This window comes from Neisseria blantyrii (genome assembly GCF_962747855.1).
GTDB lineage: Bacteria > Pseudomonadota > Gammaproteobacteria > Burkholderiales > Neisseriaceae > Neisseria > Neisseria viridiae.
Map to the genome: position 1 here is coordinate 72,776 of NZ_CAUIZY010000002.1, position 26,967 is coordinate 99,742.

The 26,967-nt window shown below is 54.4% G+C and carries 28 protein-coding genes, 1 tRNA gene, 1 pseudogene and 1 riboswitch; of the genes and pseudogenes, 19 read left to right on the forward strand and 11 right to left on the reverse strand.

Features of this window, described 5'->3' with window-relative positions; translation table 11 throughout:
- Positions 1-97: 97 nt before the first annotated feature.
- The 4 genes from pilG to Q9J80_RS02845 all read left to right on the forward strand — a co-directional run bounded on the left by pilG (position 98) and on the right by Q9J80_RS02845 (position 3,100).
- On the forward strand, positions 98-1,330 hold the full coding sequence (pilG, locus tag Q9J80_RS02830; RefSeq protein ID WP_301672796.1) for a type 4 pilus assembly protein PilG: 1,233 nt from the start codon (positions 98-100) through the stop codon (positions 1,328-1,330).
- A gap of 73 nt (positions 1,331-1,403) precedes the next feature.
- Complete coding sequence (locus tag Q9J80_RS02835; RefSeq protein ID WP_301666920.1) at positions 1,404-2,264, forward strand: prepilin peptidase; 861 nt, start codon at positions 1,404-1,406, stop codon at positions 2,262-2,264.
- A gap of 1 nt (position 2,265) precedes the next feature.
- Complete coding sequence (coaE, locus tag Q9J80_RS02840) at positions 2,266-2,898, forward strand: dephospho-CoA kinase (RefSeq protein WP_301666921.1); 633 nt, start codon at positions 2,266-2,268, stop codon at positions 2,896-2,898.
- Positions 2,891-3,100: a DNA gyrase inhibitor YacG gene (locus Q9J80_RS02845; RefSeq protein ID WP_301666922.1), complete on the forward strand. Its 210-nt coding sequence runs from the start codon at positions 2,891-2,893 to the stop codon at positions 3,098-3,100. The genes coaE and Q9J80_RS02845 overlap by 8 nt, the downstream gene beginning before the upstream one ends.
- A gap of 84 nt (positions 3,101-3,184) precedes the next feature.
- Here the strand turns inward: Q9J80_RS02845 and pilB are convergent, their stop codons facing one another.
- The 4 genes from pilB to Q9J80_RS02865 form a co-directional block, all read right to left on the reverse strand.
- The gene (gene pilB, locus Q9J80_RS02850) at positions 3,185-4,861 is read right to left on the reverse strand and encodes a type IV-A pilus assembly ATPase PilB (protein WP_118792469.1); all 1,677 of its coding nucleotides are present in this window, start codon (positions 4,859-4,861) and stop codon (positions 3,185-3,187) included.
- A 349-nt stretch (positions 4,862-5,210) separates the two neighbouring features.
- Positions 5,211-5,282: transfer RNA gene (locus Q9J80_RS02855), tRNA-Arg, on the reverse strand.
- A gap of 20 nt (positions 5,283-5,302) precedes the next feature.
- Positions 5,303-5,749, reverse strand: a complete 447-nt coding sequence (locus tag Q9J80_RS02860) for a DUF441 domain-containing protein (protein WP_301666924.1) — start codon at positions 5,747-5,749, stop codon at positions 5,303-5,305.
- A gap of 3 nt (positions 5,750-5,752) precedes the next feature.
- Positions 5,753-6,727 (reverse strand): polyprenyl synthetase family protein, encoded by a 975-nt coding sequence (locus Q9J80_RS02865; RefSeq protein WP_301672795.1) that lies wholly within the window; start codon positions 6,725-6,727, stop codon positions 5,753-5,755.
- 223 nt (positions 6,728-6,950) lie between these two features.
- Here Q9J80_RS02865 and rplU point away from each other — a divergent pair, with 223 nt between their 5' ends.
- The 4 genes and pseudogenes from rplU (at position 6,951) to ubiM (ending at position 9,080) form a co-directional block, all read left to right on the forward strand.
- Positions 6,951-7,259 (forward strand): 50S ribosomal protein L21, encoded by a 309-nt coding sequence (gene rplU, locus Q9J80_RS02870; RefSeq protein ID WP_301672794.1) that lies wholly within the window; start codon positions 6,951-6,953, stop codon positions 7,257-7,259.
- A gap of 24 nt (positions 7,260-7,283) precedes the next feature.
- Positions 7,284-7,556 carry a 50S ribosomal protein L27 gene (gene rpmA / locus Q9J80_RS02875; RefSeq protein ID WP_002212328.1) on the forward strand — a complete coding sequence of 91 codons (273 nt, stop codon included), beginning with the start codon at positions 7,284-7,286 and terminating at the stop codon, positions 7,554-7,556.
- Between the two features lie 82 nt (positions 7,557-7,638).
- Positions 7,639-7,746: pseudogene (locus Q9J80_RS02880) on the forward strand (IS5/IS1182 family transposase); the annotation flags it as partial.
- A gap of 149 nt (positions 7,747-7,895) precedes the next feature.
- On the forward strand, positions 7,896-9,080 hold the full coding sequence (ubiM, locus tag Q9J80_RS02885) for a 5-demethoxyubiquinol-8 5-hydroxylase UbiM (protein ID WP_301672793.1): 1,185 nt from the start codon (positions 7,896-7,898) through the stop codon (positions 9,078-9,080).
- A gap of 212 nt (positions 9,081-9,292) precedes the next feature.
- Here ubiM and rpmG read toward each other — a convergent pair whose 3' ends face one another.
- The 4 genes from rpmG to Q9J80_RS02905 form a co-directional block, all read right to left on the reverse strand.
- Positions 9,293-9,448, reverse strand: coding sequence for a 50S ribosomal protein L33 (rpmG, locus tag Q9J80_RS02890; protein WP_002212306.1), 156 nt, complete (start codon positions 9,446-9,448; stop codon positions 9,293-9,295).
- 28 nt (positions 9,449-9,476) lie between these two features.
- Complete coding sequence (rpmB, locus tag Q9J80_RS02895; protein WP_002216391.1) at positions 9,477-9,710, reverse strand: 50S ribosomal protein L28; 234 nt, start codon at positions 9,708-9,710, stop codon at positions 9,477-9,479.
- Positions 9,711-9,959: 249 nt separating this feature from the next.
- On the reverse strand, positions 9,960-11,483 hold the full coding sequence (gene farB, locus Q9J80_RS02900; RefSeq protein WP_301672850.1) for a fatty acid resistance MFS efflux transporter permease subunit FarB: 1,524 nt from the start codon (positions 11,481-11,483) through the stop codon (positions 9,960-9,962).
- 23 nt (positions 11,484-11,506) lie between these two features.
- Positions 11,507-12,661, reverse strand: a complete 1,155-nt coding sequence (locus Q9J80_RS02905) for an HlyD family secretion protein (protein ID WP_301672792.1) — start codon at positions 12,659-12,661, stop codon at positions 11,507-11,509.
- 393 nt (positions 12,662-13,054) lie between these two features.
- Positions 13,055-13,099: riboswitch (PreQ1 riboswitch) on the forward strand.
- Positions 13,100-13,102: 3 nt separating this feature from the next.
- Here Q9J80_RS02905 and queF point away from each other — a divergent pair.
- Positions 13,103-13,576 carry a preQ(1) synthase gene (queF, locus tag Q9J80_RS02910; RefSeq protein ID WP_301672791.1) on the forward strand — a complete coding sequence of 158 codons (474 nt, stop codon included), beginning with the start codon at positions 13,103-13,105 and terminating at the stop codon, positions 13,574-13,576.
- Positions 13,577-13,649: 73 nt separating this feature from the next.
- Complete coding sequence (locus Q9J80_RS02915; RefSeq protein WP_301672790.1) at positions 13,650-14,336, forward strand: 7-cyano-7-deazaguanine/7-aminomethyl-7-deazaguanine transporter; 687 nt, start codon at positions 13,650-13,652, stop codon at positions 14,334-14,336.
- 349 nt (positions 14,337-14,685) lie between these two features.
- Here the strand turns inward: Q9J80_RS02915 and Q9J80_RS02920 are convergent, their stop codons facing one another.
- Positions 14,686-15,978, reverse strand: a complete 1,293-nt coding sequence (locus Q9J80_RS02920) for a DD-carboxypeptidase/endopeptidase Mpg (RefSeq protein WP_304671419.1) — start codon at positions 15,976-15,978, stop codon at positions 14,686-14,688.
- A gap of 77 nt (positions 15,979-16,055) precedes the next feature.
- Here Q9J80_RS02920 and Q9J80_RS02925 point away from each other — a divergent pair, with 77 nt between their 5' ends.
- Positions 16,056-17,024 (forward strand): hypothetical protein, encoded by a 969-nt coding sequence (locus Q9J80_RS02925; RefSeq protein ID WP_304671418.1) that lies wholly within the window; start codon positions 16,056-16,058, stop codon positions 17,022-17,024.
- Between the two features lie 176 nt (positions 17,025-17,200).
- Here the strand turns inward: Q9J80_RS02925 and dxs are convergent, their stop codons facing one another.
- Positions 17,201-19,126 carry a 1-deoxy-D-xylulose-5-phosphate synthase gene (gene dxs, locus Q9J80_RS02930; RefSeq protein WP_301672787.1) on the reverse strand — a complete coding sequence of 642 codons (1,926 nt, stop codon included), beginning with the start codon at positions 19,124-19,126 and terminating at the stop codon, positions 17,201-17,203.
- Between the two features lie 85 nt (positions 19,127-19,211).
- Complete coding sequence (locus Q9J80_RS02935; RefSeq protein ID WP_301672786.1) at positions 19,212-20,129, reverse strand: tyrosine recombinase XerC; 918 nt, start codon at positions 20,127-20,129, stop codon at positions 19,212-19,214.
- Between the two features lie 196 nt (positions 20,130-20,325).
- Here Q9J80_RS02935 and fba point away from each other — a divergent pair, with 196 nt between their 5' ends.
- From fba to argA, 8 genes are all read left to right on the forward strand, one after another.
- A complete protein-coding gene (gene fba, locus Q9J80_RS02940) occupies positions 20,326-21,390 on the forward strand; it encodes a class II fructose-bisphosphate aldolase (protein WP_301672785.1) in 1,065 nt (354 codons plus the stop codon).
- 156 nt (positions 21,391-21,546) lie between these two features.
- Positions 21,547-22,386: a factor H-binding protein gene (locus Q9J80_RS02945; RefSeq protein ID WP_301672784.1), complete on the forward strand. Its 840-nt coding sequence runs from the start codon at positions 21,547-21,549 to the stop codon at positions 22,384-22,386.
- A gap of 138 nt (positions 22,387-22,524) precedes the next feature.
- Positions 22,525-23,202: a tRNA (adenosine(37)-N6)-threonylcarbamoyltransferase complex dimerization subunit type 1 TsaB gene (gene tsaB, locus Q9J80_RS02950; protein ID WP_301672783.1), complete on the forward strand. Its 678-nt coding sequence runs from the start codon at positions 22,525-22,527 to the stop codon at positions 23,200-23,202.
- Positions 23,199-23,639, forward strand: coding sequence for a ribosomal protein S18-alanine N-acetyltransferase (gene rimI, locus Q9J80_RS02955; protein ID WP_301672782.1), 441 nt, complete (start codon positions 23,199-23,201; stop codon positions 23,637-23,639). The genes tsaB and rimI overlap by 4 nt, the downstream gene beginning before the upstream one ends.
- Positions 23,633-24,376, forward strand: coding sequence for a uracil-DNA glycosylase family protein (locus Q9J80_RS02960; protein WP_301672781.1), 744 nt, complete (start codon positions 23,633-23,635; stop codon positions 24,374-24,376). The genes rimI and Q9J80_RS02960 overlap by 7 nt, the downstream gene beginning before the upstream one ends.
- 61 nt (positions 24,377-24,437) lie before the next feature.
- Positions 24,438-25,079 carry an orotate phosphoribosyltransferase gene (gene pyrE / locus Q9J80_RS02965; protein ID WP_301672780.1) on the forward strand — a complete coding sequence of 214 codons (642 nt, stop codon included), beginning with the start codon at positions 24,438-24,440 and terminating at the stop codon, positions 25,077-25,079.
- 73 nt (positions 25,080-25,152) lie between these two features.
- Entirely contained in the window at positions 25,153-25,575 is a 423-nt protein-coding gene (locus tag Q9J80_RS02970) for an MJ0042-type zinc finger domain-containing protein (protein WP_301672779.1), read from the forward strand.
- Entirely contained in the window at positions 25,572-26,882 is a 1,311-nt protein-coding gene (gene argA, locus Q9J80_RS02975) for an amino-acid N-acetyltransferase (protein ID WP_301672778.1), read from the forward strand. The genes Q9J80_RS02970 and argA overlap by 4 nt, the downstream gene beginning before the upstream one ends.
- Positions 26,883-26,967 lie beyond the last annotated feature (85 nt).

The following is a 26,967-nucleotide window of genomic DNA, read 5'->3' on the forward strand; positions in this document are numbered from 1 at the left end:
GGGATGTCGGCGGTTTCCATCTTACTGGGAACACGCCGATACTGTTTTTTAACGATATTTCTTACATTTTATTCCAATTACTTTACGGGGCTAGAATATGGCTAAAAATGGGGGATTTTCTTTGTTCGCAAAGAAAGAAAAACGCTTTATCTTTGAAGGCAGGCATTCCGCCTCCGACAAACTGGTCAACGGCGAAGTATCCGCGTTTACCGAAGAAGAGGCGCGCAAAAAACTGGCAAAACGCGGCATCCGCCCGTTGCAGGTTACCCGTGTGAAAACAAGCTCCAAGCGCAAAATCACACAAGAAGACATCACCGTCTTTACCCGCCAGCTGTCCACGATGATTAAAGCGGGCCTTCCGTTGATGCAGGCATTTGAAATTGTGGCGCGCGGACACGGCAACCCGTCTATGACGGAAATGCTGATGGAAATCCGCAACAATGTGGAACAGGGCAGCACGTTGAGCCGCGCATTCTCCAACCACCCTAAATATTTCGACCGCTTCTACTGCAACCTAGTTGCGGCGGGCGAAACGGGCGGCGTGTTGGAAAGCCTGTTGGACAAATTGGCAGTTTACAAGGAAAAAACCCAGGCCATCCGCAAAAAGGTAAAAACCGCGCTGACCTATCCGGTATCCGTCATCGCCGTCGCCATCGGTTTGGTATTCGTGATGATGATTTTCGTACTGCCCGCCTTTAAAGAGGTTTACGCCAATATGGGCGCGGAGCTTCCCGCACTGACCCAAACAGTGATGGATATGTCCGACTTTTTCGTCTCATACGGCTGGATGGTGCTGATCGCACTCGGCTTTGCCATATACGGCTTCCTCAAATTGAAGGCGCGTTCGATTAAAATCCAACGGCGTATGGATGCCCTGCTGCTGCGTATGCCGATTTTCGGAGACATCGTCCGCAAAGGGACGATTGCCCGCTGGGGCAGGACGACGGCGACACTGATTGCGGCAGGCGTGCCTTTGGTCGATGTCTTGGACTCCACCGCCGGTGCAGCGGGCAATTTAATCTATGAAGAAGCCACCCGGGAAATCCGTACGCGCGTCATCCAAGGCCTGTCCATGACTTCCGGGATGCGTGCGACGGAACTGTTCCCCAATATGATGGTGCAGATGTCCTCCATCGGCGAGGAATCGGGTTCTTTGGACGATATGCTCAACAAAGCCGCCGAATTTTATGAAGACGAGGTGGACAATGCGGTCGGCAGGCTGTCCGCTATGATGGAGCCGATTATTATTGTGATTTTGGGCTTGGTCATCGGTACGCTTCTGGTCGCTATGTATCTGCCGTTGTTCAACTTGGGCAACGTGGTCGGCTGACCCGTCATACGGATCCGGCGCGGATTGGTTCTGCGCCGGTTTGTTTTTGCTTTGAATATATCGAGGGCAAAATATGTTTGCTTTATCTGTACTGCCTCCGTTTGCCGTACCTTTGGCGGCGGTTTTGGGGCTGCTGGTCGGCAGCTTCCTGAATGTCGTCATTTACCGCGTGCCCGTTATGATGGAACGTGGCTGGACGGTATTTGCCAAAGAACATTTAAACCTGCCGCTGACCGACGAGGAAAGCCGTACCTTCAACCTGATGAAGCCGGATTCCTGCTGTCCGAAATGTCGCACACCGATACGCGCGTGGCAGAACATCCCGATTGTCAGCTACCTGCTCCTGCGCGGCAAATGCGCTTCCTGCCGCACCAAAATCAGCATACGTTATCCCTTAATCGAGCTGCTGACCGGCGTATTGTTCGGGCTGGTCGCCTGGCAATACGGCTGGTCTTGGATTACGCTGGGCGGATTGGTGCTGACCGCGTTTCTGATTTCCCTGACCTTTATCGATGCGGACACCCAATACCTGCCCGACTCGATGACATTACCCTTGATTTGGCTGGGGCTGATATTTAATTTGGACGGCGGCTTCGTGCCTTTGCAGTCTGCCGTTTTAGGTGCGGTTGCCGGCTATGGTTCAATATGGCTTTTATGCGCGGTATATAAACTGATTAAAGGCGAAACCGGTATGGGCAACGGAGATTTCAAACTGATTGCCGCATTGGGCGCGTGGCTCGGCATATCCGCATTGCCCATGCTGATTTTTGTTTCCTCACTGATCGGTTTGATTGCGGCAATCGTTATGCGCATCGCCAAGGGGCAGCATTTTGCCTTCGGCCCCGCACTGACAGTTTCGGGCTGGATAATTTTTGCGGCAAACGATTCCGTATGGCGGGCGGTCAACTGGTGGCTGACCCATCCGGTGCTGTAAGATGACGGCATGGGTCGGGCTGACCGGCGGAATCGGCAGCGGCAAATCGGCAGCCGCGCAATGTTTTGCCGATTTGGGCGTGCCGCGCATCGATGCGGACGCGGCGGCGCACTCGCTGACGGCTTCAGACGGCATCGCCCTGCCGGAAATCAGGCGGCTGTTCGGCGACACCGTTTTCGACACACAGGGTTTGTTGCGGCGCGACATCTTGCGTAAAGAAATCTTTGCCTCCCCATCGCGCAAAGCCTTGCTCGAATCCGTGATGTTGCCGCTGATTTTCTCAGAAATCAAAAAACAGCAAGAAACCTTTACCGATGCGGCCTACGGCATTGTCGAAATCCCGCTGCTGACGGAGAAGCGTCAATTTATCAGCCTGATACGGCGTGTCCTGACCATAAGCGCACCTTTGGAAAAACGTATCGGCAGGGTGATGGCACGCAGCGGGCTGACGCGCGGCGAGGTGGCGGACATCATCAGCCATCAGGCATCCGAATCCGAACGCCTGCTGCTTGCAGACGATGTGCTGCTCAATAACGGCAGCCTCAAAAGCCTGCGTGAGAAAACAATGCGCCTGCACGCGTTTTATTCAGGGATTTTCGCCTCAAAACCAACACAAGGAAAACACAATGGCTGAATCGCGGCAAACACGCCTTCAAGTCAAATGTCCGACCTGTCAAACGGCAGTAATATGGAAACCGGAAAACGCATTCCGCCCCTTCTGTTCGCAACGCTGCAAACTGATCGACTTGGGCGGATGGGCAGACGGGAAATATACGGTTTCCGACCAAACGGAAAGTTTGCCGGAAATATCCGAACCCGACGGGGCATACCGCTGACCGCCCCGCCTTCCCGGCAAACACCCTGAAAGTCAAATGCCGTCTGAAACAAACACGCTTCAGACGGCATTTTCATTCTCAAACCTAATCGTTGGTATTTGCCGTTACCTCTTCCAATGAAGTAATGCCCTGCATAACTTTCAACAAACCGGCCCGGCGCAAATCCACCATACCCTCCTTATAGGCAACGTCCAAAATATCCACTTCCGTACCGTTGTTCATAATCACACGCTGCATTTCTTCGCTGATGGGCATAACCTCATACACGCCCGCACGCCCCTTATAACCCTGTCCCCGGCAACGGTCGCAACCGACGGCGCGGTAAAGTTTCCAATCTTTTGCAAGGTCCTCATCGGTGAAGCCGACTTCCTTCAAAGCAGAGGCAGACGGGCGTTCCACTTCCTGTTTGCAGCTCGAACACAGCCTGCGTAAAAGACGCTGCGCCATAATCAGGCTGACCGAACTGGCAATATTAAACGGAGCGACACCCATATTCAGCATACGCGACAACGTCGCCGGCGCATTATTGGTGTGTAGGGTGGAAAACACCATATGCCCTGTTTGTGCCGCCTTAATCGCAATATCGGCAGTTTCCAAATCACGAATCTCACCGACCATAATGATGTCCGGATCCTGACGCAGGAAAGACTTCAAAGCAGCGGCAAAAGTCAGCCCCTGCTTCTCATTGACGTTAACCTGATTGATGCCCGGCAGGTTAATCTCGGCAGGGTCTTCCGCCGTTGCAATATTTACCGACTCCGTATTCAAAATATTCAAACAGGTATAGAGCGATACCGTCTTACCCGAACCCGTCGGACCGGTTACCAGCACCATCCCGTAAGGACGGTGAATCGCTTCCAACAACAATTTTTTCTGGAACGGCTCAAAACCGAGCTGGTCGATGTTCAAAGACGCGGCATCGGAATTCAAAATCCGCATCACGACCTTTTCGCCAAACAGCGTCGGCAATGTGCTGACACGGAAATCGATAGGCTTGCCGCCCTTTTGAAAGGTCAGCTGCATCCTGCCGTCCTGCGGTATCCGTTTTTCGGAAATGTCCAAACGCGACATCACCTTAATCCGGGAAGCAAGCTGCCCCCTTACCGCAATGGGCGGCTGAACCACCTCGCGGAGCTGCCCGTCCACACGGAAGCGGATACGGGCATTGTGTTCGTAAAACTCAAAATGAATGTCCGATGCCCCACTGCGCAAGGCATCAGACAAAGTTTTATGGATAAACCTCGGAACAGGACCGTCCTCAGCCTCCTCATTGTCGATATACAGGGTGTGGCTTTCCTCTTCCTCCTGCTCCTCTCCAAGCTCCTGAAGCAGCGATGTCGATCTCGAACCCACCCAATCGAGCAAACCCGCCAACTGGTCATCCTCGACAATGACCAACTCAACCGCAATCCCTGCGGCAGAAACGGTTTTCTGAATTTGCGGCATCTGGGTCGGATCGGAAACCGCAAAAAATACTTTGTTGTCCCGACGGAAAACCGGCACACAGTGGAACTCCACCATCTGCTCCTCCGTCAACACCCCCATCAGCACCCTGTGGCGCGGATAATGGCGCAAATCAAGAACCGAATAACTGAACACCCTCGCAATCAATGCCGCAAGCGACTTGGGCGAAATGACGCCGTCTGAAAACAGCATCGGCAACACTTCCTTACCCGCCTGCGACTCCTTGTAATAATGCTCGGCCTGCTCAACAGTAACCACCTGGTTTTGAACCAGAATCCTCAGCAAACCTACGCTCATACGACCTTATCCCCAAATTTATTCATTGTTATACCTGTACAGCTTTTATAATGGATTAACAAAAACCAGTACAGCGTTGCCTCGCCTTGCCGTACTATCTGTACTGTCTGCGGCTTCGTCGCCTTGTCCTGATTTAAATTTAATCCACTATATCATAAAACAACAGATTTCCAAGCCGGAACATCTTTTACGGAACCTGAAAATCATTTCATGATTCTACCGTCCTAAAGGTCGGTTTTTCAAGCAGGAAGAAAAAGTTTTCAGATGGCAAAAAAGCCTTCCAACACTGAAAGGCCTTATATCGGAAACTTCCCGCAACACGGGAAACAGACAAATGCAAATCGTCAAACCTCGCCAACAGGAATCGAACCTGTATTTTACGCTTAGGAGGCATACGTTCTATCCGTTGAACTATGGCGAGCCGAAATGAAAAGGGAGATTTTAAACCTTTCCGGCAACAAAAGACAAGATGCCGGCAGCAATCAACGGCCCGACAGGGATACCGCCCATAAATGCCACCCCGATGACCGTACCGATCAGCAAGCCCGTTACCAATACCGGCTGCTGTCCCATCAAAGGCACGCCGCGTCCCGCCAGCCAAGCCACGAAAATACCGATAAAAACGGCGGATATCATTTTAAAATTCAAAAATTCGGCAACAGGAGGAACCTGCGCCTTTCCTGAAACCAACGGACTCAAAACCCCTATGGTCAAAAGAATGATACCGAGATTCAATCCGTGCTTCTCGACCAACGGGACAAACTGTACCAATGCCGTCTGCTGCATCAGCAGCAATATGGTTGCCGAGATGGTAATCGAATTGTTGTTGCTGACCACACCCAACAGAATCAGCGTAACCAGAAACAGGGGAACAAAACTGAAATTCATCGGTTACGACACCCTGACCAAAGATTCCTTCGCCAGCTGAATCATGGCATCCTTCACTTCGCTGTCGGGCAGGGCATCCAACGCGTCAACGGCACAATCGACTGCTTTGCGCGCCTCGCCTATCGAATATGCCAAAGCATCCGAACGGACGACATAATCGTGGATTTTCTCAAAATAGCTGCGATCTGCATTTTCCAAAGCAGTACGCACATCGTTCGCAACCTGTTCGGAACCCTGACGCATCAGATAAATCAAAGGCAAAGTTGGTTTTCCTTCTGCCAAATCGTCGCCGACGTTTTTACCTGTTTCTTCGGTTTCCCCCGAATAATCCAGCACATCGTCAATAATTTGGAATGCCGTACCGACATACATACCGTAATCTTTCAACGCCTGCTCGTATTCGGGCGGGGCATTGCCCAAAATTGCACCGACCTGCGCCGCCGCTTCAAACAATTTTGCCGTTTTATATTGGATGACTTGGATATATTGTTCTTCGGTAATGTCCGTATTGCCGATGTTCATCAGCTGCATGACTTCGCCCTCGGCAATAATGTTGGTCGCATCCGCCATCACTTCCAAAACGCGCATACTGCCCGAGGCAACCATCAGCTGAAAGGCGCGTGTATATAAAAAGTCGCCAACCAACACTGCCGCCGCATTGCCGAACAGATTGTTTGCCGTTGCCCGCCCACGGCGCAAATCGCTTTCATCGACCACGTCATCGTGCAGCAGCGTCGAAGTGTGGATAAACTCGACCATCGCCGCCAACGAATACAGTTTCCCGTCATCATAACCGACCGCCTTACCCGCCAAAATCGTCATAATCGGACGCAGGCGTTTGCCGCCCGCGCTGATGATATATGTACCGATTTGCGAAATCAGTGCGACATCGGATTGCACCGCACGGTTGATGACTTCATTGACTTTGGCAAGGTCTTCAGGCAGATGTCGCCGGAAATAGGGCAGATTCTCGAGCATGGCAGACTCTCAGGTTTACGTTTCCGTCAAACGGCAGATACCGCTTGAAAGCTGATTCAAATAGTGGGCAATTATATCAGCAAAGCCATCAGGGCACATCTTTTCAGACGGCATATGGTTATCCGAACCGCGCAAACTTTGACAAAACAGGCAAATAACAATACAATGCCAAGCTTCGCACAATGGTGTGCGGATATTAACCATAACCCTTATGGAGTTGAGTATGTACGCGGTCGTAAAAACCGGCGGCAAACAGTATAAAGTTTCCGTCGGCGAAAAATTGAAAGTAGAACAGATACCAGCCGAACTCGACAGCCAAATCGAACTGACCGAAGTTTTGATGATTGCTGACGGCGAATCTATAAAAGTTGGCGCACCTTTTATCGAAGGTGCAAAAGTAACGGCTAAAGTAGTGGCACACGGTCGTGGCGAAAAAGTCCGCATCTTCAAAATGCGCCGCCGCAAACACTACCAAAAACGCCAAGGCCACCGCCAAAATTTCACCCAAATCGAAATCGTGGCAATCGCCTAACCTTAAAACTTAGGAGCATTACAAATGGCAAGTAAAAAAGCAGGCGGCAGCACCCGCAACGGTCGCGATTCAGAAGCCAAACGCTTGGGCGTTAAAGCCTACGGCAACGAGCTGATTCCCGCAGGTTCCATCATCGTACGCCAACGCGGTACCAAATTCCACGCAGGCGACAACGTAGGCATGGGCAAAGACCACACTTTGTTCGCCAAAGTTGACGGTTATGTCGAATTCAAAACCAAAGGCGCGCTGAACCGTAAAACTGTCAGCATCCGTCCTTACACCGGTTCTGAAGAATAATCCAACCGATACCTGAAGCCGCATCTTTTCACGATGCGGCTTTTTACATACCCCACACCCGATTTGATACACATTAAGCTGAAAGTATAGTGGATTAAATTTAAATCAGGACAAGGCGACGAAGCCGCAGACAGTACAGATAGTACGGCAAGGCGAGGCAACGCCGTACTGGTTTAAAGTTAATCCACTATAAAAATCCGCATACACCCTCCCCTGCATATTTCTTCAACAGTGGGTTTTGATATAATCGCCTATCTGTTACAGATAGTTCAAACGGCATTCAAGCCCTTACAAATGCAGTCTGAAATCATCGGCATCCGCCTATGCAAAGGATATTTTATGAGTTTACACAGCGACATCCTCGTCGTCGGCGCAGGCCCGGCGGGTTTAAGTTTTGCAGCCGAACTTGCCGGCAGCGGTTTGAAAGTTACCCTGATCGAACGCAGCCCACTGACTGTTCTGCAAAATCCTCCCTATGACGGACGCGAAATCGCCCTGACCCATTTTTCCCGCGAAATCATGCAGCGTTTGGGTATGTGGGACAAAATTCCCGAAAACGAAATCTACCCTTTGCGCGATGCCAAAGTGCTGAACGGACGTTCCGACTACCAGCTCCACTTTCCCCAACCGACTGAAGCGCGCGGCGAACCTGCCGACTGTTTGGGCTATCTGATTTCCAACCACAATATCCGCCGTGCCGCCTATGAAGTCGTATCACAACTCGACAATGTCAGCATTCTGACCGATACGGCCGTTAAAGAAGTCAAAACATCTGATAATGAAGCGCAAGTCATTTTGGAAAACGGCAAAATCCTGACTGCACGCCTCCTTTTGGCAGCAGACAGCCGTTTCTCACAAACCCGCCGACAACTCGGTATTTCTTCAGATATGCACGACTACAGCCGAACCATGTTCGTCTGCCGCATGAAACATACTCTTTCCAACCAGCATACCGCTTACGAATGCTTCCATTACGGACGCACCATCGCACTGCTGCCACTGGAAGAACACCTGACCAATACCGTCATTACCGTCGATACCGATAAAATCAACAGCGTTCAAAACCTTTCGCCTGAAGAATTGGCCGCAAGCGTAAAAGAACAACTCAAGGGTAAGCTTGGCGACATGAAACTGGTCAGCAGCATCCACCATTACCCCCTTGTCGGCATGATTGCCAAACGTTTCTACGGCAAACGCAGCGCGCTGATCGGCGATGCGGCTGTGGGTATGCACCCTGTAACAGCACACGGTTTTAATCTCGGACTTTCCAGTGCGGACATCTTGGCCAAACTGATTATCGAAGCCGAACAGCGCGGTCAAGACATCGGTGCATCTTCATTATTGGAAAAATACAGTAACAAACATATGCTGCATGCCCAGCCGCTTTATCACGGAACCAATATGATGCTGAAACTGTTTACCAATGAGACCGCACCGGCAAAACTGTTGCGCGGCTTGGTATTGCGTGCCAGCAACAATTTCCCGCCGCTGAAGAAACTGATCACCAAACAACTGACCGGTTAAAATCATATAAAAAATGCCGTCTGAAACATGTTCAGACGGCATTTTATTTGACTGCCTGCTATATTGCCGTTCAAGTTCAACAGACAAATCCATTACCCTGTATAAATTGACTGATTACACAATATCATCTGACACCGACTGAAAATAAGAAATTTACAATACTTAAAAACAAAGCCTCCGAACAATCGGAGGCTTTATTTACCAAACGGAAATTATTTCAGTTTAGTTTCTTTATACACTACGTGTTTGCGGGCAACTGGGTCAAATTTTTTGATTTCCAATTTGCCGGGCATAGTGCGTTTGTTTTTGGTAGTGGTATAGAAATGACCAGTACCTGCACTGGATTCCAGTTTGATTTTATCGCGCATTGCAGTAATCCTTAACTAAGGGTTTAAATTAAGCTTCACCGCGAGCACGCAAATCAGCCAATACGACATCAATGCCTACTTTGTCGATGGTACGCAGAGCGGCGTTAGAAACGCGCAGGCGAACCCAGCGGTTTTCACTTTCTACCCAAAAACGACGTGATTGCAAGTTAGGCAAAAAACGACGTTTGGTTTTGTTGTTGGCGTGTGATACGTTGTTGCCAGACATTGGGCGTTTGCCGGTCACTTTGCAAACTCGTGCCATGGTCAGTCTCCAAACTTCTAAAATAGTAAAACGTAATTTATACCACGAAAAACAGTGTTAGTTCAAGTGTTTTAGAGAAAAACGGCTGTTTTGCGCGGATAATCCTTCCAATTGTCGCATCTGTGGAACGTTTGCAGGTGCGAAACAGATGGGGCGCGATTATAGCGGATTTCGGGAACTGCTGCATTCAAAATGCCGTCCGAACATATTTCCAGTATTTTCAGACGGCATTTCAAGTTTTCAAATCCCTCAATGTCCACCGCCGCCGCTGTGGAACGGCGGTTTTGCCAGCCATATGACAGGAATCATGATGATGAACAGCAGGCTGCCTGCCATAAAGATTTCATTCGATCCGATGATGAAGCCCTGTTGTGTGATGGTGTTGTTGATGATGCCTAGGGTTTGACTGTCGGAAATGCCTTGTTGGGACAAATGCGCCGCCGTTTCATGCAATGTTGCAGAATAGGGCGTGATATGTTCGGCAAAGCGTGTGTGGTGCAACGCTTCGCGCCGTTCCCACAGGGTACTGACGAATGATACGCCGACACCGCCCATAAGCACGCGCAAGAAATTCGACAAGCTGCCGGCGGCGGCAATCTGCCCTCCCTTCATGTGCGACAGTGTGATGGTAGTCAGCGGCAGAAAAAACATGGCGACACCGACACCTTGCCAAAACTGTGGCCAGATGACGTTGCCAATATCCATATCGGCATAAAAATCCGTACGCCAATAGAAAGTAAAGGCAAAGGTCAGGAAGCTGGCAGTTACGAGCAGACGCATATCGGCCTTGTTGCCGAATCTGCCGATAATGGGTGACAAGAAAACTGGGAGGATGCCGACGGGCGCGGCGGCAAGCCCCGCCCACGTGGAGGTATAGCCCAGGTTGGTCTGCAACACTAACGGCAGCAGGGTCAGCGTCCCCATATACACCATAAAACCCAATGATGTGGCTATTACGCCGACGGTAAAATTCCGATCTTTAAACAGCGATAAATCGACAATCGGATATTTTTCTCCCAATTCCCAAACAATAAAATACGACAAGCACACCAGTGCGACTACGCCCAAGGTAATGATTTCTCCAGAGGCGAACCAGTCGAGTTCCTTACCCCTGTCCAGCATCATCTGTAACGCGCCGATACCGACTACCATCAATGTAAGCCCGACATAGTCGGTCGGCATTTTAACGGTTTCCGTTTCCCGATATTTCAAATGTTTCCATGTAATCCATGCCGATATGATACCGATAGGGATATTAATGAAGAAAATCCAACCCCAATGCCAGTTTCCGGAAATCCAACCGCCGAGTATCGGCCCAAGAACAGGGGCGACAACGACGGTCATTGCCCACAATGCCAGTGCCAGCGTCCGTTTTGCGGGCGGATAGGATGCCATTAACAGGCTTTGCGACAAGGGAATCAGCGGCCCGGCGATAAAGCCCTGCAAGATGCGGAAAATTACCAGCGACTGAAGGTTGGGCGCGATGCCGCACAGCCACGATGTGATGACGAAACCGACGGCGGCGGCGGTAAACAATTTGACCTCGCCGATACGTTTTGCCAAAAAGCCCGTTAACGGCACGGAAACGGCGTTTGCCACAGCAAAAGAAGTAATGACCCACGTCCCCTGAGTAGTTGCCGCACCGAGGTTGCCAGCGATAACGGGAACGGCGACATTGGCGATAGTCGTATCTAAAACTTCCATAAATACGGCAAGCCCCAAAGATAGCGTAATCCATGCCAATGCCGCACCTTTAAGCGGTGGATAATCCATTGCGTTCTCCGTTTCAGACGGCATCAATGCGCGTATTGCTCAAGAATTTCGTCCACCAGTCTGTCAGCTTCCGACCAATCCGTGCCTTCAGTTTCCGGCAACACGGCATCCGGCGTTTTTGAAACAGGCGCGCCTGCGGCGGAAGTATCCACTTTTACCGTCATCGACAAACCGATGCGCAACGGATGCCTGTCTACATCTTCACGGTTCAATTCGATACGGACAGGGACACGCTGCACCACTTTAATCCAGTTACCCGTGGCATTTTGCGCCGGAATCAGCGAAAACGCGCTGCCCGTACCTGCCGAAAACCCTGCCACCCTGCCGCGATAAACAATTTGTTTACCGTATAAATCGGACACCAGCTCGGCAGGCTGTCCGATTTTCATATGCCGCAACTGCGTCTCTTTAAAATTGGCATCAACCCACACATCCGACAACGGCACCACCGCCATCAGCGGCGCACCGGCCGCCACCTGCTGTCCAACCTGTACCGAACGCTTTGCCACCTGACCGTCCACCGGCGCGCGGATTTGCGTCCGCTGAAGGTTCAACCACGCATCTTTCAACCTGCTGACTGCCGTCTGAACCGCCGGCTGTTCGCGCAAAGCGACCTGACCACCCAAAGCCGCACGCGCTGAAGATTCTTCCGCCAAAGCCGCCTTAACTGCCGCCTGAGCCTGAGACACTGCCGCACGGGCATGTGCCAGCTCTTCGGCGGACACGGCTCCCGATTCCGCCAAAGCAGACCGGCGGCGTAAATCATCCTGCGCACGTGCCAAATCCGCCCGGCGCAAAGCAACCTGCGCCCCCGCCTGAGAAGTGGCGGCATTTTGCCGGCGGTTTTGCCGCACCGCCTGAATCAGCTCGTTTTTCGCCCGTTCATACGCCAACACATAATTGCCGTCGTCCAATACGGCCAACACATCGCCTTTCTTCACAACATCCGTATCATCATGCAACACCTTCCGCACCATACCGCCCGTTTGCGGCGTAATCTGAACCACGCGTCCGACAACATAAGCGTCTTCCGTTTCCTCTTCGTGCTGCCACCATAAAAAAAACGCCGATACGGCGGCGACGGCGGCAAGCGCGAACAGCAGCGTCAATGCTGTCAGGCGGCGTTTGCGTTTGGCTTGCGTGTTTTGAAGTTTTGTTTCGTCCGTGTGCGTATCCATAAGATTAGGTTCCGAATTTCCTGATTCCATATAAACAATATTCTTTCAATAGGAGGCAGATTCTATATCCGCGCAATAACGCAATCAAGTCAGTATTTTAGATGCAATATTCAAAAAACAACGCTTCAGGCGGCAAAACTGAAAATATATTTCGTTTATATAGTGGATTAACAAAAATCAGGACAAGGCGACGAAGCCGCAGACAGTACAAATAGTACAGAACCGATTCACTTGGTGCTTCAGCACCTTAGAGAATCGTTCTCTTTGAGCTAAGGCGAGGCAACGCTGTACTGGTTTTTGTTAATCCACTATATATGACACGGAAAACGCCGCCGTCCAAACCATGCCGTCTGAAGAAAACTACACAGATACCGCCGCTTATATTACAATCGCCGCCCCGTGGTTCGAAAACCTCCCACACTAAAAAACTAAGGAAACCCTATGTCCCGCAATACCGAAGAGCTGCAAGGCATCTCGCTTTTGGGCAATCAAAAAACCCAATATCCGACCGGCTACGCGCCTGAAATTCTCGAAGCATTCGACAACAAACATCCCGACAACGACTATTTCGTCAAATTCGTCTGCCCCGAATTCACCAGCCTCTGCCCCATGACCGGGCAGCCCGACTTCGCCACCATCATCATCCGCTACATCCCGCACATCAAAATGGTGGAAAGCAAATCCCTGAAACTCTACCTCTTCAGCTTCCGCAACCACGGCGATTTTCATGAAGACTGCGTCAACATCATCATGAAAGACCTCATCGCCCTGATGGATCCGAAATACATCGAAGTATTCGGCGAGTTCACACCGCGCGGCGGCATCGCCATTCATCCTTTCGCCAATTACGGCAAAGCAGGCACCGAGTTCGAAACATTGGCGCGTAAACGCTTGTTCGAACACGACAGCCAATAATCCGTCCTTCCCACTTTCAGACGGCATTCCTTCGATACGGTATGCCGTCTGAACGCCTTTCCGAAAGATTTTTATGTACGCATTTACCGCCGCACAGCAACAGAAGGCACTCTTCTGGCTGGTGCTTTTCCATATCCTCATCATCGCCGCCAGCAACTATCTGGTGCAGTTCCCCTTCCAAATTTTCGGCATCCATACCACTTGGGGCGCATTTTCCTTTCCCTTCATCTTCCTTGCCACCGACTTGACCGTCCGCATTTTCGGTTCGCACTTGGCACGGCGGATTATCTTTTGGGTGATGTTCCCCGCCCTTTTGCTTTCCTACGTCTTTTCCGTTTTGTTCCACAACGGCAGTTGGACGGGCTTGGGCGCGCTGTCCCAATTCAACACCTTTGTCGGACGCATCGCGCTGGCAAGTTTTGCCGCCTACGCGCTCGGACAAATCCTTGATATTTTCGTATTCGACAAATTACGCCGTCTGAAAGCGTGGTGGATTGCCCCGACCGCATCAACCGTCATCGGCAATGCACTGGACACGTTAGTATTTTTTGCCGTTGCCTTTTACGCAAGCAGCGATGAATTTATGGCGGCAAACTGGCAGGGCATCGCTTTTGTCGATTACCTGTTCAAACTTACCGTCTGCACCCTCTTCTTCCTGCCCGCCTACGGCGTGATACTTAATCTGCTGACGAAAAAACTGACGGCCCTGCAAACCAAACAGGCGCAAGACCGCCCCGTGCCCTCGCTGCAAAATCCGTAAAACAGCTCTGTAGGGAATCGGGACGGTTGAGTTTTCTTTTATTTGCAAACACTGCCGGAACGGATAAATCCGGATTCCCACCCACTTCGTCATTCCCGCGAAAGCGGGAATCCGGTGCGTTGGGTTTCAGTCATTTCCGATAAACTCCTGCCGCGTTGTATTTCTAGATTCCCGCTTTCGCGGGAATGACGGCGGATGAGTTTCCGTGCCGTGGTGTCCGGATTCCCGCCCGTACGGGAATGACGGCAGTGCTTCCTTGGCTTAACTTTATTTTAATCAACTGCAAATGCCGTCTGAAAACCTGTTTGCAGATTTTCAGACGACATTGTTTTCGTCGCCGGTTCAAACTTCAATCCGATTGCGACACAGTAACCGGTATGCCGCGCAAGCGCGCAAGCAGCGCGTCCGCCTGCTGTTTCTGCGCGGCAAACGCCGCCTTGTCCGCCTGCGTCAATTCGGGTGTCGGCAATGCGACCGAAACAGGATTGACGGGCTGCCCATTGATGCGCGCCTCGTAATGCAGGTGCGGCCCCGTCGAACGCCCGGTCGAACCGACAAAACCGATGACCTCGCCGCCGCGCACATTGCCTTCCGCCTGCGAAAACGCGCTCAAGTGCGCGTACAGCGTTTCCACACCGTTGGCGTGGCGTATCATCACCGCGTTGCCGTATCCGCCCTTCCGGCCTTTAAAGGTAATCACGCCGTCGGCGGAAGCCCTGACCGGCGTTCCCTGCGGTGCGGCATAATCGATGCCCGTGTGCAGCCGCCAAGTGTGCAGGATGGGGTGCATACGGTAGCCGAACGGCGAAGAAATGCGCGTATAGACCAGTGGCTCGATGTTGAAGCCGCCTTTTTCCTGCAACACCCTGCCGTCTTCATCGTAATAATTGCCGCCCCCTCCTCCTTCCTTGTCCGAACGGTAATAGAACGCCTGATGCCTTGTGCCTCCCTTAACGACTTCCGCCGCCAGAATATCGCCCGCCGCCACCTGCTGCCCGTGGAAATACAGGCTGTCGTAAATCAGGCGCACGGCATCGCCTTCCTTCAAACCATCAAGGCTGAAGCGGCCGGCGAAAATCCCGCTTAAGGATTCGCGAATTTCGACGGGCACTTCCGCCCGCGCCAGCGAACCGCGCGCCGACGTTTTGACCACGACCGAACGCAGCGTCGGCAAAACCTTCATATCCGCCTCAGAAGCCGACCGCCGCCATATGCCGCCTTTTTTTTCCAAAGCGACCAGATTGCGCTCGCCGTCTTCGTCGGTAAAAAACTGCACTTCGCGCGCGCCGCCGTCGCCGCCGACCAAAACATGAACCGACTGGTCGGCACGCAAATGCCGCAAATCGGCTTCGCCGCCATATTTTTCCGTGATTCGGGCAATCTCGTCCCGCGCCATACCCGAACGCGCCAGCACGTCCGCCAGCGAGTCGCCCGGCTGCACCGCCTCCTGCACCCAATATGCCGTCTGAACACCGCTGCCGCCCCAAGACAGCGGCGGCAGATTTTGTTCCACGCGCTGCGGTCTGACGCGCTCCGTCCTCTCTGTCGAAGCAATGTATGCCGCCGACACCAAAATAATCGAAACGGCAAGCGCACGCAGCGCGTATTTCCGATGTTTTGCCGAAAGTGGGAAGACAGCCATATTGTTCCTTTTTGACGGCGTTTGCGCCGAATCCTCTATAATGTTGCGCCTGACCTGCATTTCTGAAACGCCAAACGATGAAACTCACCCTCGCCATTCCCTCGCTCAATTTGGATGAAGACGAAATCCGAATACCTCTATGCCTGCACGCTTTCAACAAAATCCTGCAATACGGCTCGCTGCACCGCCAAAGCTGCACGGCTTCGGCATTTTACGCGCGTTATTTGTGGTGCGGCAGACTGGTGGAACGCGCGGCGCAAAGCCTGAATATGCCGTCTGAAGCCGTCGCGCTCGCCACGCCCGTCTGGCAAAAGATGGGGATGCATCAGGCAAATGTGCTGACGGCGGAATATCTGAACGTCGGTACGGATGAAGCGGAACGGCTCTGCCGCGACCTGTCGGCGTTTTACGGCGATATTCCGTGGCGTTTCGTTCCCGTCCTGCCCGAATTATGGCTGGTTTCCCTTCCCCGCGCGTACCGCTGGGGCGCGAAGCCCGTTTTGGACTTGGGCGGATTGTTGGGCGCGGACGATCAGCCGGACGGAGAAGATGCGGTAACGTGGTTGCGCGTCCAAACCGAAATCCAAATGTGGCTGGCCGCGCATCCCGTCAACCATAACCGCAAAAAACGCGGGCTGCCCGAATTGAACGGCTTATGGTTTTGGGACGGCACAAACGGCGGCGCGCAAGGCGGCACGCTTTTCGCCGATACGGTTTGGAGCCGTTTCCACCCCGACCGCCGCGCATTGCCCGACAACTTCCGCGCCTATGAAGAAACGGCGGCATACCTGCCCGACACGCACCATATCCTGTTTATGGACGATTTGCGCCTGACCGCCCTGACAGGGGACAGGGAGCGGTATGCGGCAATATTGCAGCAGTGGGAAGAACGCTGGTTCGCACCGATCTACGAAGCCGTCCGCACCGGCAAAATCAAACGGCTGGACATCTCCACAGACGGATTAAACGGTGGCACGCTGACGTTTACCGCTGCGGACAGGTGGAAATTCTGGCGCGGTACGAGGAACTTTGACGGAATTTGGTAAGCTTGCCGAACAAAACCGCAACAATGCCGTCTGAAACCGCGTCATGGTTTCAGACGGCATTTTGTCTTGCATGATATCCGGCCGGACAATCATGTTTCCTACTGTTAGGACGAACAAGCCGGCACAGAAACCGTCGGTAAAAAACGCAAGGGTTTCACCTGCCGATAACGGGTGGCTTAGTTTGCCGCATATTGGTCAGGCAGCCATGCACGTACGCGGCGTTCCACTGCTTCGGCACCCAAGCCCAAATCGTCCAAAAGTTTTTTCGGATCGCCGTGTTCGGTTACGGTGTCGGCAACGCCCAAAAGCAAAACGGGTTTGCAGATGCCGTGTTTTGCCAACACTTCCAGCGCCGCGCTGCCTGCGCCGCCTTGTTCGGCGTTTTCTTCGGCGGTAACGATGTAGTCGTGGCTTTGGGCGAGGCGGACGATGAGTTCTTCGTCTATCGGTTTGACGAAGCGCATATCGGCGACGGTGGCGTTCAGTTTTTCGGCAACCGCCAATGCGGGGGCGACCATGCTGCCGAAGGCGATGAATGCGGTTTTCTCGCCTTGGCGGCGGACGATGCCTTTGCCGACGGCTACGGTTTCAAGGCCGTCTGAAACGGGTGCGCCTGTTCCCGTGCCGCGCGGATAGCGGACGGCGGCGGGGGCGTCTGCCTGATAGCAGGTTGAAAGCAGCAGGCGGCATTCGTTTTCATCGCTCGGCGCGGCAACAATCATATTCGGCACGCAGCGCAAGAAGCTCAAATCGTACAAACCGGCATGAGTCGGGCCGTCCGCACCGACGATGCCCGCGCGGTCAACGGCAAACAAAACGGGCAGGTTTTGCAGGGCGATGTCGTGCACCAGTTGGTCGTAGGCGCGTTGTAAAAAGGTGGAATAAATCGCCACGACGGGCTTCATGCCTTCGCAAGCCAAACCGCCGGCAAAGGTAACGGCGTGCTGCTCGGCAATACCGACATCGAAATAGCGGTCGGGGAATTGTTGTTCGAATTCGACCAGTCCGCTGCCCTCGCGCATGGCGGGGGTAATCGCCGCCAATCGGGAATCAGCCGCCGCCTGGTCGCACAGCCATTTGCCGAACACTTGCGTATAGGTCGGTTTGGCGGCGGGTTTGTTTTCTTTTTCAGACGACGTTGCGGTTTTGAGGTCGTCTGAAACGTCTTTGGGCAGGTTGGCGACGGCGTGGTATTTGACGGGGTCGTTTTCGGCGAGTTTGTAGCCGTTGCCCTTTTTGGTGATGACGTGCAGCAACTGAGGGCCTTTGCGGCCGCGCAGGTCTTTTAATACGTCCACCAGATTTTCGACGTTGTGCCCGTCCACGGGGCCGGTGTAGCGGAAGCCGAAGTTTTCAAACAGCGACAGCGACTGTTTGGCGTGTTCTGCTTCGCCTGCCAAGGTTTTGATTTTGTGTTCGACTTTTTGGGCAAACTCCATCGCGCCGGGCAGCTTGTCCAAAACCTTGCTCGACTGGGCTTTGATGGTGCTGAGCAGTCCGTGCATATCGCGCACGACGTTGCTGGCGAGGTATTTGGGCAACGCGCCGACGTTGGGGGAAATCGACATTTCGTTGTCGTTGAGGATGACCAGCAAATCGACATCCATATCGCCTGCACAGTTTAGGGCTTCAAACGCCTGACCCGCCGTCATGGCGCCGTCGCCGATGATGGCGACGCTGCGGAGGTTGTTGCCCAACTGTTTGTCCGCAACGGCCATGCCCAAAGCCGCGCCGATGGATGTGGAAGAATGCCCCACGCCGAACGCGTCGTATTCCGACTCGCTGCGTTTCGGAAAACCGGCCAAACCGCCGTATTGGCGCATGGTGTGCATTTGATTTTTGCGGCCGGTGAGGATTTTGTGCGGATAGCTTTGATGGCCGACATCCCAGACCAAATGGTCTTCGGGCGTGTCGTACACATAATGCAGCGCAACCGTCAGTTCGACCGCGCCCAAATTGCTGGCGAAATGCCCGCCGGTCTGCCCGACAGATTCCAACAGAAACTCTCGCAACTCGGCGGCGACTTGGGGCAACTGTTTTTTATCCAGGCGGCGCAGGTCTTGCGGGCTGTCAATCAGGTCGAGTAGGGGGCTTGGGTTCATGGTGTGTCTTTTTTTATGTGTCGTCCGGGTGCAACGGTCAATTATATATCAAGAGTGTGCGGCTGACGGCTGATTTTGCCGTATGTCATTCGTCCTGCCGCTTGGCGCGCGGGTGGGCTTCGTCATAGAGGCGGGCGATGTGGTCGAAATCGAGCTTGGTGTAAATCTGCGTGGTCGAAAGGCTGCTGTGTCCGAGCAGCTCCTGCACCGCCCTGATGTCGCGCGAAGCCTGCAACAGGTGTCCGGCATAGCTGTGGCGCATCATATGCGGCGAAACGTGCCTGCCGTCGCCGTGTTTCACCGCCCACGATTCGAGGCGTTTTTGGATTTGGCGTTGGCTCAGGCGCGTGCCGTTCCTGCCGGTAAACAGGGCTTTGCCGTCCGATGCCGTCTGACGCAGCGGCAGATAGTTTTTCAAGGCTTCCACGCTTTTGCCGGTCAGCGGCACCTGACGTTGTTTTCTTCCTTTGCCGGTAACGTGTACCCACGCCTCGTCCAAATATACATCATCTGCATTCAAGCCGTGTATCTCGCTCACGCGCAAACCGCTGCCGTACATCAGCTCGAACAGCGCGTGATCGCGCACCGCCAGCGGGTCGCCGCCGTCCACGGGCAAATCCAGCATCCGGTTCAGCCATTCCTGCGGCAGGGCTTTGGGTACGCGCTCGGGCTGCTTCGGCGGTTTGATATCGGCGGTCGGGTCGGTATGCAGCAGACCTCGTTTGACCAGCCAGACACAATACTGCCGCCACGCCGACAGCTTGCGCGCCAGCGTCCGACCAGCCAAACCGCGCTGCGACAGCCGCCGCAACGCCGCCGTAAAATCGCGCCGCGACAAATCCTGCGGCACGCCGCCTGCATCTTCAGACGGCATTTGTGCCAACAGCACAAACAGTTCTTCCACATCGCGCCGGTATGCCGCAACCGTGTGCTCCGACTTGCCCTCGCGCACGATGTTTTCCAAATAAGCGTCAAAATGCGCCGCAAACCCGTCCAAAACCATAACCGTCCCACACAAATATCAAAAAACCAGTGAAAACATTATCATAAACGACACACCAAAACCCCGAACCGCCCAAAATCCGACCCGTCTGCCCGCCGTTATCGTTAACATAAAATCAATGTAGCGGTTTGTAGTTTTTTGCCGCAAAAAACATTATAATCCAACTTATTTACCCCCACTGCCCAAGGAGACAAAAATGGCACTCGTATCCATGCGCCAACTGCTCGACCACGCCGCCGAAAACAGCTACGGCCTGCCCGCCTTCAACGTCAACAACCTCGAACAAATGCGCGCCATCATGGAGGCGGCCGACCAAGTCAACGCCCCCGTCATCGTTCAAGCATCCGCCGGCGCGCGCAAATACGCGGGTGCGCCGTTTTTGCGCCACCTGATTTTGGCGGCTGTCGAAGAATTCCCGCACATCCCCGTCGTGATGCACCAAGACCACGGCGCATCTCCTGATGTATGCCAACGCTCCATCCAACTGGGCTTCTCCTCCGTGATGATGGACGGCTCGCTGATGGAAGACGGCAAAACCCCTTCTTCTTACGAATACAACGTCAACGCCACACGTACCGTGGTTAACTTCTCCCACGCTTGCGGCGTATCCGTCGAAGGCGAAATCGGCGTATTGGGCAACCTCGAAACCGGCGAAGCAGGCGAAGAAGACGGCGTGGGCGCGGCAGGCAAACTTTCCCACGACCAAATGCTCACTAGCGTCGAAGATGCCGTGCGTTTCGTTAAAGATACCGGCGTTGACGCATTGGCTATTGCCGTCGGCACCAGCCACGGCGCGTACAAATTCACTCGTCCGCCCACAGGCGACGTATTGCGTATCGACCGCATCAAAGAAATCCACCAAGCCCTGCCCAATACACACATCGTGATGCACGGCTCCAGCTCCGTTCCGCAAGAATGGCTGAAAGTCATCAACGAATACGGCGGCAATATCGGCGAAACCTACGGCGTGCCGGTTGAAGAAATCGTCGAAGGCATCAAACACGGCGTGCGCAAAGTCAACATCGATACCGACTTGCGCCTTGCTTCCACCGGCGCGGTACGCCGCTACCTTGCTGAAAACCCGTCCGACTTTGACCCGCGCAAATACCTGAGCAAAACCATTGAGGCCATGAAGCAAATCTGCCTCGACCGCTATCTTGCGTTCGGCTGCGAAGGTCAGGCAGGCAAAATCAAACCGATTTCTTTGGAAAAAATGGCAAACCGTTATGCCAAGGGCGAATTGAACCAAATCGTCAAATAACAGGTTGCCTGTAAACAAAATACCGTCTGAACCGTTGTTCGGACGGTATTTGATTTTTGCTTCTTTGACCTGCCTCATTGATGCAGTATGCAAAAAAGATACCGCAACCAAAACGTTTATATATTATCTATTCTGTGTATGACTGGGAGTAAACCTGTGAACCGAACTGCCTTCTGCTGCCTTTCCCTGACCGCCACCCTGATTCTGACCGCCTGCAGCAGCGGAGGCGGCGGAAGCGGCGGTGTCGCCGCCGACATCGGCACGGGGCTTGCCGATGCACTAACTGCGCCGCTCGACCATAAAGACAAAGGTTTGAAATCCCTGACATTGGAAGACTCCATTCCCCAAAACGGAACACTGACCCTGTCGGCACAAGGTGCGGAAAAAACTTTCAAAGCCGGCGGTAAAGACAACAGCCTCAACACGGGCAAACTGAAGAACGACAAAATCAGCCGCTTCGACTTCGTGCAAAAAATCGAAGTGGACGGACAAACCATCATGCTGGCAAGCGGCGAATTCCAAATATACAAACAGGACCACTCCGCCCTCGTTGCCCTACAGACTGAAAAAGTCAACAATCCCGACAAAATCGACAGCCTGATAAACCAACGCTCCTTCCTTGTCAGCGGTTTGGGCGGAGAACATACCGCCTTCAACCAACTGCCCGGCGGCAAAGCCGAGTATCACGGCAAAGCATTCAGCTCCGACGACCCGAACGGCAGGCTGCACTACACCATCGATTTTACCAACAAACAGGGTTACGGCAGAATCGAACACCTGAAAACGCCCGAACTCAATGTCGATCTGGCCTCCGCCGAACTCAAAGCAGATGAAAAATCACACGCCGTCATTTTGGGCGACACGCGCTACGGCAGCGAAGAAAAAGGCACTTACCACCTCGCCCTTTTCGGCGACCGCGCCCAAGAAATCGCCGGCTCGGCAACCGTGAAGATAGGGGAAAAGGTTCACGAAATCGGCATAGCCGGCAAACAGTAGCATTTGAAAAATGCCGTCCGAACACGATAATTTACCGTTCGGACGGCATTTTTGCGCCATACCGCCCTAGGACACGACGGCACGGCAGGCAAGCCGGTTTCACTATATAATGCCGTCTGAACCAACGAGAACCACACCATGCAAGCCGATTTCAACCGCCCCGTCCTCGCCGTCGATACCGGAACTTCCTATTTGTCGCTCGCTCTGCGTGCCGACGGTGAAACCCGTCTGTTCCATCAGGAGGCCGGCAGCCGCCAATCCGAACTGATCCTGACGGAAATCCGCACCCTGTTCCGAAATGCGGGCATTACCGCCGCCGATTTGGGGGCGATTGTTTATGCGAAAGGCCCCGGCGCGTTTACCGGACTGCGTATCGGCATCGGCGTGGCGCAAGGTTTGGCAACGCCGTTCGATACGCCTTTAATCGGCATTCCCACGCTCGATGCCGCCGCCTCGCTGCCGCCGCCGCAAAGCTGCATCCTTGCCGCTACGGACGCTCGTATGGGCGAAGTGTTTTATGCATGGTTCGACACGCTGAACCGCCGCCGTTTGAGCGATTATCAAGTCGGTAGGACGGCAGACATTACCCTCCCCGAGGGACACGTCTTTTCAGACGGCATCGGCAATGCGTTCGCGCTGGAAAACCGTCCGCCCTTCGCAGGCAAACCCGATATGCCGACCGCTGCCGACTTCCTCAATCTGGCGGCAGAAGGCGGTTTTCCCGCCGTCGCTGCGGCACACGCCGAACTGCTCTACGTCCGCAACAAAATCGCCCTGACCGCCAAAGAACAGGCCGAACGGAGGGCGCGCCCGTGAACATCCGCCGTGCCGTTTATGCCGATTGCGCGGCACTCGCCGCGCTCGATGCCGTCTGCAACCCGTCCGCATGGACGCAACGCCAATTCGAATCCGCACTGGTTTCGCCGTCCGAACAGGTTTTCCTTGCGGAAAAAGACGGCGGGATTGCCGCCTTTATCGTTTGGCAGAACCTGCCCGACGAATCCGAACTGCACCTGATTGCCACCGCTCCTGCATACCGCCGCCGGGGTGTCGCGTCCGCCCTGCTCGAATATTGGTTCGCACATCTGCCCGAAGGCACGCAACGCCTGCTGCTCGAAGTCCGCGCAGGCAACGCCGCCGCACAGGCACTGTATGCCAAACACGGCTTCAGCATTGCGGGCAGGCGGAAAAACTATTACCGTACAGCCGACGGTAAAACCGAAGATGCCGTCTTAATGGAGAAAATATGTTAAGCGCGCGCTACCTCCACCTGCACGAGGCTTTGGGCTTGGGCCCGATGTGGCTGAAACAGACCGCCGTCGTCCTGCCGACCAAAAACACACCCGCAATCCCGACACAGGCACGTCCCCAAACCGTCCGCGCCGAGCCGATTCGCCCTTCCCAGCCCCATAACGGTCAGGCGCGGCTCGAAACGATGGCGGCACTGAAAACCGCCGCACCCGAACACGATCGCAAACCCGTTCCCGCACCCGAAGCCGACCTGCTGCCCGACCTTTCAGACGGCATCGCCCCCGTTCCCGCCGCTTCGGGCATCACCAAGCTTGCCGTCGTCAGCCTGTGTCCGCCGATCGAGGATGCGGTTTACGGGCAACTGTTCCACGGCAAACCGGGCATCCTGCTCGACAACATCCTCAAGGCCGCAGGGCTCGATGCCGCTTATGTCCACAAAACCTGTTGGGTGAAAACCGCCGCCGTCGGCAACCCGATGCCGTCTGAAGCGGCAATCGCAAATGCGCTGGGTCAAATCGCCCGCGAACTCGACGGCTGCCGCGCCCCCACCGTCCTTTTCCTCGGACAGGCATTTGTCAAACCGGAACGGCAGGCGATGATTGAAACCCTGTGCGCCGGCCGCCCCTTCTTCATCATCGACCATCCCGCCCGGCTGTTGCGCCAACCCGAACTCAAAGCCCGCGCCTGGCAGACGCTCAAGCAGCTCAAACGTGTCTTGGCGCAAGGAGGCGGCAGTTGAAGCGCGCCGCACGGGGCGGTAGAATCGCAACTGCGTCCCAATATCTGACAGAAAGCACAAAATGACTGATTTCCGCCAAGATTTCCTCAAATTCTCCCTCGCCCAAAATGTTTTGAAATTCGGCGAATTCACCACCAAGGCAGGACGGCAGTCGCCTTACTTCTTCAATGCCGGTCTCTTCAACGACGGCGCGTCCACGCTGCAACTGGCAAAATTCTATGCACAATCCATCATTGAAAGCGGCATCGGGTTCGATATGCTGTTCGGCCCCGCCTACAAAGGCATTATTTTGGCGGCGGCAACCGCGATGATGCTGGTGGAAAAAGGCGTGAACGTCCCGTTTGCCTACAACCGCAAAGAAGCCAAAGACCACGGCGAAGGCGGCGTGTTGGTCGGTGCGCCGCTTAAAGGGCGTGTGCTGATTATCGACGATGTGATTTCCGCCGGAACATCCGTGCGCGAATCGATCAAACTGATTGAAGCGGAGGGTGCAACCCCCGCCGGCGTCGCCATCGCGCTCGACCGTATGGAAAAAGGCACCGGCGAATTGAGCGCGGTTCAGGAAGTGGAAAAACAATACGGCCTGCCCGTCGCCCCCATCGCCAGCCTGAACGATTTGTTCATCCTGTTGCAAAACAACCCCGAATTCGGACAGTTCCTCGAACCCGTCCGAGCCTACCGTCGGCAGTACGGCGTAGAATAAAAACAAAGCATATGCCGTCTGAACCGCCTTACGCCTCAGACGGCATCAAACCTGACACACACGAGGAAATACCATGCCCGCCTGTTTCTGCCCCCACTGCAAAACCCGTCTCTGGGTCAAAGAAACCCAGCTCAACGTCGCCCAAGGCTTCGTCGTCTGCCAAAAATGCGAAGGGCTGTTTAAAGCCAAAGACCATCTGGCAAGCACGAAAGAACCCATATTCAACGATTTGCCCGAAGCTGTTTCGGATGTCAAACTCGTCCACCGCATCGGCACGAACGCCATCGGCAAAAAACAGATTTCCCGCGACGAAATCGCCGGCATCCTCAACGGCGGCACAACCCCGCCCGATATTCCGCCCGCAACCGCCGCCGCACCGCAGGTTGCCGTGCCTGCCGCCGCCCCTGTACGTCAGGAAGGGTTCAACTGGACTATTGCCGCCCTGTTTGCCCTTATCGTCCTCATTATGCAGCTTTCCTACCTCGTCATCCTATGAGCGCGCCCGACCTCTTTGTCGCCCACTTCCGCGAAGCCGCCCCCTACATCCGCCAAATGCGCGGCACGACACTGGTCGCCGGCATAGACGACCGCCTGCTCGAAGGCGATACCTTAAACAAGCTCGCCGCCGACATCGGGCTGTTGTCGCAACTGGGCATCAGGCTCGTCCTCATCCACGGCGCGCGCCACTTCCTCGACCGCCACGCCGCCGCGCAAGGCCGCGCGCCGCATTATTGCCGGGGCTTGCGCGTTACCGACGAAACCTCGCTCGAACAGGCGCAGCAGTTTGCCGGCACCGTCCGCAGCCGTTTTGAAGCCGCATTGTGCGGCAGCGTTTCCGGGCTCGCGCGCGCGCCTTCCGTCCCGCTCGTATCGGGCAACTTCCTGACCGCCCGTCCGATAGGTGTGATTGACGGAACCGATATGGAATACGCGGGCGTTATCCGCAAAACCGACACCGCCGTCCTCCGCTTCCAACTCGACGCGGGCAATATCGTCTGGCTGCCGCCGCTCGGGCCTTCCTACGGCGGCAAAACCTTCCATCTCGATATGCTTCAAACCGCCGCTTCCGTCGCCGTCTCGCTTCAGGCCGAAAAACTCGTTTACCTGACCCTTTCAGACGGCATTTCCCGCCCCGACGGCACGCTCGCCGAAACCCTCTCGGCACAGGAAGCGCAATCGCTGGCGGAACACGCCGGCGGCGAAACGCGACGGCTGATTTCGTCCGCCGTTGCCGCGCTCGAAGGCGGCGTGCATCGCGTCCAAATCCTCAACGGGGCCGCCGACGGCAGCCTGCTGCAAGAACTCTTCACCCGCAACGGCATCGGCACGTCCATTGCCAAAGAAGCCTTCGTCTCCATCCGGCAGGCGCACAGCGGCGACATCCCGCACATTGCCGCCCTCATCCGTCCGCTGGAAGAACAGGGCATCCTGCTGCACCGCAGCCGCGAATACCTCGAAAACCACATTTCCGAATTTTCCATCCTCGAACACGACGGCAACCTGTACGGTTGCGCCGCCCTGAAAACCTTTGCCGAAGCCGATTGCGGCGAAATCGCCTGCCTTGCCGTCTCGCCGCAGGCACAGGACGGCGGCTACGGCGAACGCCTGCTTGCCCACATTATCGATAAGGCGCGCGGCATAGGCATAAGCAGGCTGTTCGCACTGTCCACAAATACCGGCGAATGGTTTGCCGAACGCGGCTTTCATACGGCATCGGAAGACGAGTTGCCCGAAACGCGGCGCAAAGCCTACCGCAACAACGGACGGAACTCGCATATTCTGGTGCGTCGCCTGCACCGCTGACCGCAACGGAAAGCCGCCGCAGAAATGCCGTCTGAACCCCGTTTCAGACGGCATTTCCCCGATGATAAAGACCTGCCCAACCCTC